The organism is Streptomyces aurantiacus JA 4570 (assembly GCF_000414115.1).
GTDB classification, from domain to species: Bacteria; Actinomycetota; Actinomycetes; order Streptomycetales; family Streptomycetaceae; genus Streptomyces; species Streptomyces aurantiacus_A.
Map to the genome: position 1 here is coordinate 22198 of NZ_AOPZ01000366.1, position 6000 is coordinate 28197.

Below are 6000 nucleotides of genomic sequence, written 5' to 3' on the forward strand. Positions count from 1 at the left end.
GATGCTATGCAGATTGCTCAGCAAATGCGTGAACTATTGCGCATCTTGTGGTTCAGCGGGAGCCTCGGGCTATGACTCAGACCACACACACCACCCCCGAAACCGCGCGTGAGGCCGACCCCTTCCCGGTGAAGGGAATGGACGCGGTCGTCTTCGCCGTGGGCAACGCCAAGCAGGCCGCGCACTACTACTCCACGGCGTTCGGCATGAAGCTCGTCGCCTACTCCGGACCGGAGAACGGCAGCCGCGAGACCGCGAGCTATGTGCTGACGAACGGCGGCGCGCGCTTCGTCTTCACGTCGGTCATCAAGGCGTCGACCGACTGGGGCACGTTCCTCTCCGAGCACGTCGCCGCGCACGGCGACGGCGTCGTCGACCTCGCCATCGAGGTGCCGGACGCGCGCGCCGCGTACGCGTACGCCGTCGAGCACGGGGCGCGCGGCATCGACGAGCCGTACGAGGTCAAGGACGAGCACGGCACCGTCGTGCTCGCCGCGATCGCCACGTACGGCAAGACCCGGCACACCCTGGTCGACCGCTCCGGCTACACCGGGCCCTACCTGCCCGGCTTCGTCGCCGCCGCCCCGATGGTCGAGCCGCCCGCCAAGCGCACCTTCCAGGCCATCGACCACTGCGTGGGCAACGTCGAGCTCGGCAAGATGAACGAGTGGGTCGGCTTCTACAACAAGGTCATGGGCTTCACGAACATGAAGGAGTTCGTGGGCGACGACATCGCCACCGAGTACTCGGCGCTGATGTCCAAGGTCGTGGCCGACGGCACGCTCAAGGTCAAGTTCCCGATCAACGAGCCGGCCATCGCGAAGAAGAAGTCCCAGATCGACGAGTATCTGGAGTTCTACGGCGGCGCGGGCGTCCAGCACATCGCGCTCGCCACGAACGACATCGTGGAGACCGTACGCACCATGCGCGCCGGGGGCGTCCAGTTCCTCGACACCCCCGACTCCTACTACGACACCCTCGGCGAGTGGGCCGGTGAGACGCGGGTTCCCGTCGAGACCCTGCGCGAGCTGAAGATCCTCGTCGACCGGGACGAGGACGGGTACCTGCTGCAGATCTTCACCAAGCCGGTGCAGGACCGGCCGACCGTCTTCTTCGAGATGATCGAGCGCCACGGCTCCATGGGCTTCGGCAAGGGCAACTTCAAGGCGCTCTTCGAGGCGATCGAGCGCGAGCAGGAGAAGCGCGGCAATCTCTGAGCGGGGGCTCTGTCTGCGGGTGGTGGGTGGCTGCCCTGTCCCGCCGCTCCGCGGCGGATATCTCCCACCCGCCCGCCCGTTCACCCCGAACAGTCCGCTTGGGGCCGGCACCGGGGCCCAGCGGCCTGCCTCTGCGGGCGGTCCGCGCCACCGGTGCCACGTACGGCAGTTCGGCGTCGCTGGGGTGGGTGGGGCCGTTCCCGCTGTGGGCAATCGTGCCGCAGGGGGGCACTCGTGCCGCAGGGCGGCACGGGTGGGCACAGCCCAGGCCGACGGTGCCAGGTATGTGAGGGGTCAGGCGGACTGCGTGGGACGGGGCGACGGCTTGGGCTTCGGCTTCGGCTTCGGCGGGCGGGTCGGGGTGCGTTCGCTCAACGGGATGGGGTACGGCGGGTACACCTCCGCCGGCCCGCCCTCCGGGGGATCGCCGAGGGCGTCCAGGGCGTCCCGCGCAGCGGCCGCGCCCAGCGGCGAGAAGTAGGGGTTGATGCGCAGCGCCTCGTTCAGATGCCGCCGCGCAGCCCCGTACCGCCCGAGCTCCCGCTCGATCTCCCCCCGGTGGTAGAAGAACAGGGCACTGCGGGGCCCCTTCTTCACCGCCGCCTCCACCCGCTTCAGCCCCGCCTCGGACTCCCCGGCCCGATGCAACGCCCACCCCAGCGCATCCGCGTTCTCGGGACTCCCGTGCCGCTTGAACTCCGCGGTCAGCCTCCGCACGGCCGCCCCCGGATCCCCGTGGTCCGCCTCGAACAGGCCGAGCACCCGCTCGTCGTTCACCCCGCCGAGCCCGGCCTGCTTCACCCGCGCCCGCAGCAGGTCGTACTGCGCCCGCGCGGCCGGACGCAGCCCCAACGACTCGTACAACTCGCCCAGTTCCAGGGCGTATTCGGGCGCGGGCTGCCGGGCGAGCGCGCCCTGATAGGCGCGCAGCGCGTCCGAGGTGCGGCCGAGCGCCACCAGCGAGCGGCCCCGCGACGCGAGCGAGGGGTGATGGTCCGGGTCCGCCGCGAGCGCCGCGTCGAAGTAGCGCAGGGACTCCCCGGGCTCGCCCCGCTCCCAGGCCAGCTCCCCGACCCGGTACAGGCACGCCGCCCGCTCCGCCGGAGTCCGCGCCAGCGCCGCCGCGTCCGCGAGCGCCGCCGCCGCGTCCTCGCGCCAGCCCCGGTCCCGGAACACCACCCCGGCCCGCACCCGCACCGCGGCCCCCGACCGCAGCTTCCGCACCTTCGCCAGCGCCCGCGCGACCCCCTTCTCGTCCCCGAGCCCCCGGTAGGCGTCGAGCAGGGCCGCGTGCGCCGTCCACCGCCGCGGCGCGAGCCGCACCGCCTGCTCGCCCCACTTCTTCGCGGCCCGGAAGTCGTGCCGCGCGTTGCCGAGGGCGGCGAGCCCGGTGAGCGCGGGCACGTTCCCGTCGGGCCGCGCCTTCAGAGACGTACGCAGCGCCTGCTCGGCCTTCGGATAGTCCGCGGAGTCGGCGGTCCTGAGCCCCCGCTCGACGTACGCGGAGCCGAGCACCGCCCACGACTCGTCGTCCTGGGGATGCGCCCGCAGATGGGCCTCGCGCTCGCCGATGAGCACCGCCAGATCGGGCAGCGCGGCCGGCGCCCCCGCCCCCACCGCGGCCACCGCCCGCCCGGCGGGCCCGAGCGCCGGTGGCCCGGACTCACCGCCCCGGTCCGGCAGCAGCACGAACACCCCGCCCAGGACGACACAGCCCGCGACGGCGGAGAGATCCACCGCGCGCCGCGAGACGGGGGAGCGGCGCGGCCCCAGCGGGCGGCGCGGACCCGGGAAAAGGCGCCGCCCCGGGCCGCCCAGCGAGGTCCGTGAGCGCCGCGGGATCCGGCCGTCCGAGCTCTGCACGGCGGGCAGGACCGACGCGTTCGGCGGGGGCGGGGCGGCTGCGGCCTGCGGGTTCTCCTCGGTGTCCATGGCGCTCACTGTGCGTCAATACGAAGAGTGCGTCCCGGCACGCGAACGGCGTCGCACACGGGTTCACACCGATGGCCCCGAGTGCGAGGCTGTGATCATGAGCAGTGGCACGCACAGCACGCCGGGAACCCCCGCCCCCGACCCTGGCCTGATCGACCGCCTCCGCGCGGGCCTCCCCGCCGACGCGCTCCTCACCGACCCGGACGTCACGGCCTCGTACGCCAACGACATGGCGAGCTTCTGCGCCGCCGGCACCCCCGCCGTCGTGGTCCTGCCGCGCACCGTCGAGCAGGTCCAGCACGTGATGCGCACGGCCACCGAACTGCGCGTCCCCGTGGTCCCGCAGGGCGCCCGCACGGGCCTGTCCGGCGCGGCGAACGCGAGCGACGGCTGTGTCGTCCTGTCCCTCGTCAAGATGGACCGGATCATCGAGATCAGCCCCGTCGACCGGATCGCCGTCGTCGAGCCCGGCGTCGTCAACGCCGCGCTCTCCCGCGCGGTCGGCGAGCACGGCCTCTACTACCCGCCGGATCCCTCCAGTTGGGAGACGTGCACCATCGGCGGCAACATCGGCACGGCCTCCGGCGGCCTGTGCTGCGTGAAGTACGGGGTGACGGCGGAGTACGTACTCGGCCTCGACGTCGTCCTCGCCGACGGGCGGCTGATGAGCACCGGCCGGCGCACCGCCAAGGGCGTCGCCGGATACGACCTGACCCGGCTGTTCGTCGGCTCGGAGGGCAGCCTCGGCATCGTCGTCCGCGCGATCCTCGCGCTGAAGCCGCAGCCGCCCCAACAGCTCGTCCTGGCAGCCGAGTTCGGCTCGACGGCCGCGGCCTGCGACGCCGTGTGCAGGATCATGGAAGGCGGCCATGGGCCGTCCCTGCTCGAACTCATGGACCGTACGACGATCCGCGCCGTCAACGCCCTGGCCCACATGGGCCTGCCGGAGACCACGGAGGCCCTGCTCCTCGCCGCCTTCGACACCCCGGACCCGGCCGCCGACCTCGTCGCCGTCGGCGCCCTGTGCGAGGCCGCGGGCGCCACCCAGGTCGTCCCGGCGGAGGACGCGGCCGAGTCCGAACTGCTGCTCCAGGCGCGGCGGTTGTCGCTCACCGCCCTCGAAGCGGTGAAGGGCACGACGATGATCGACGACGTGTGCGTACCCCGCTCCCGCCTCGCCGACATGCTCGACGGCACCGAGCGCATCGCCGACAAGTACGGCCTGACCATCGGGGTCTGCGCGCACGCGGGCGACGGCAACACCCACCCCACCGTCTGCTTCGACGCGGCAGACCCCGACGAATCACGGCGCGCCCGCGAGTCCTTCGACGAGATCATGGCCCTCGGCCTCGAACTCGGCGGCACCATCACCGGCGAACACGGCGTCGGCGTCCTGAAGAAGGAGTGGCTGGCGCGCGAGCTCGGACCGGTGGGCCTGGAGATGCAGCGTGCCGTCAAGGCCGCCTTCGACCCGCACCACCTCCTCAACCCGGGCAAGTTGTTCTGACCCCCCGTGTCGTCAGCGCTCACTCACCGTCCTTGGACTCGTCGGAGGGCCACGGGTCGCGCAGCCACAGCTCGTCCGCGCGGCCGCAGGTGGGGGCGAGCAGCTCGGCCAGGCCGTCGTCGATGCCGAGCTGCTCGGCCTCAGAGCCCGGAGGGACCACCCGCAGGGTGCGCTCCAGCCAGGCGGACACGGCGGGCGCCGGCGCCTCCAGGAGAGCGTCGCCGTCGGGCGAACTGAGCGCCATCAGGACGACGGACCGGCCGTCGACCTTCGTCGGCCACACCCGCACATCGCCGTGGCCGCACGGCCTGAACACCCCCTCCACCAGGAGTTCACGGGCGAACGTCCAGTTCACGGGGTGCTCGGACCCGATGTGAAAGGCGATGTGGACGGCGTACGGATCGTCGGTGCGGTAGGTGAGCCGGGCCGGGACGGGGATCGCCCGTTCCGGCGAGAGGACGAGTTTGAGCTCCAACTCGCGTTCCACCACGGTGTGCATGTCGCTTGCGCTTCCTTTCTCGCTGCTGCGTGCGCGGGCCCGGGCGAACGGGTCCGCGCACGGGGCCTGGGAGCAGGCCCGCGATGAGTCAGAGCGCGTGGGCGGCCGATCATTACGCGAGTTCGGGAAAGTTTTTTTTCCGGGCGGGGCCGGGAGGGGGAGGGAGGGGAGGAACCGTGCACGGAAGGGGGCGGTGCGGCGGGAGCCGCCCAGCGCGCCGCGCAGGTCTGATAGATGTGGAGCCTCACAAGACCCCCGAGCAGATACGGGACGACGGACATGAGCGCCCCAACCCCGGCCCCCGGCGACGACAGGCCCCGCGAAGGCTACTACCCCGATCCGTCCATTCCGGGATATGTCCGGTACTGGAACGGTGCGGCCTGGGTGCCGGGCACGAGGATATGTCCGGTACGGGAACGGGCGGCCGGGGTGCCGGGCACGAGCCGTCCCGCGCCGTCCGACGGTGAACCGCTGCCCGCGCCGCCGCGTTCGGCCACCGCGCCCGCCCCGTCGGCGGCGCCCGCGGCCGCCGAGGAGACCGGGCCGGTGTTCTTCGACGAGGAGCCGGGCGGGGTGACGCAGACCGGCCCCGACACCGAGGCCACCCCCGCCGCCGACCCGGACGCCGTCGCCGGTACGGGTGGATCCGGGGCCGGTACGGGTGGATCCGGGGCCGGCCGAGCCAGCGGCTCCGGCGCCGGGCAGCACGGGGCCAGGCCCGAGCCCGCCTCGGCCTGGCAGGCGGACGCGGCCCGGCAGACCGGACTCGGCGGCGAGCAGGACCAGCGGGTGTCGTGGGGTGCGCCCGGGCAGCGGGACCCGCGGGTGCCCGGGGACGGGGCGGC

At 73.1% G+C, this 6000-nt stretch carries 5 protein-coding genes; 3 read left to right on the forward strand and 2 right to left on the reverse strand.

Annotated elements, in window-relative coordinates:
• The first annotated feature begins 71 nt into the window (after nt 1–71).
• The gene (hppD, locus tag STRAU_RS30595) at nt 72–1217 is read left to right on the forward strand and encodes a 4-hydroxyphenylpyruvate dioxygenase (RefSeq protein ID WP_016644293.1); all 1146 of its coding nucleotides are present in this window, start codon (nt 72–74) and stop codon (nt 1215–1217) included.
• 294 nt (nt 1218–1511) lie between these two features.
• On the opposite strand, the gene STRAU_RS30600 is transcribed toward hppD, so the two are convergent.
• Nucleotides 1512–3149, reverse strand: a complete 1638-nt coding sequence (locus STRAU_RS30600; protein WP_106968105.1) for a tetratricopeptide repeat protein — start codon at nt 3147–3149, stop codon at nt 1512–1514.
• Nucleotides 3150–3246: 97 nt separating this feature from the next.
• On the opposite strand from STRAU_RS30600, the gene STRAU_RS30605 reads away from it, so the two are divergent.
• Nucleotides 3247–4656 (forward strand): FAD-binding oxidoreductase, encoded by a 1410-nt coding sequence (locus STRAU_RS30605; protein ID WP_052029354.1) that lies wholly within the window; start codon nt 3247–3249, stop codon nt 4654–4656.
• A 19-nt stretch (nt 4657–4675) separates the two neighbouring features.
• Here the strand turns inward: STRAU_RS30605 and STRAU_RS30610 are convergent, their stop codons facing one another.
• Nucleotides 4676–5155 (reverse strand): SsgA family sporulation/cell division regulator, encoded by a 480-nt coding sequence (locus STRAU_RS30610; protein ID WP_016644296.1) that lies wholly within the window; start codon nt 5153–5155, stop codon nt 4676–4678.
• Nucleotides 5156–5434: 279 nt separating this feature from the next.
• Between STRAU_RS30610 and STRAU_RS30615 the strand changes: the two genes are divergently transcribed.
• Nucleotides 5435–6000: DUF2510 domain-containing protein (locus STRAU_RS30615; RefSeq protein WP_158692165.1), on the forward strand; the 566-nt coding region annotated here is incomplete at its 3' end.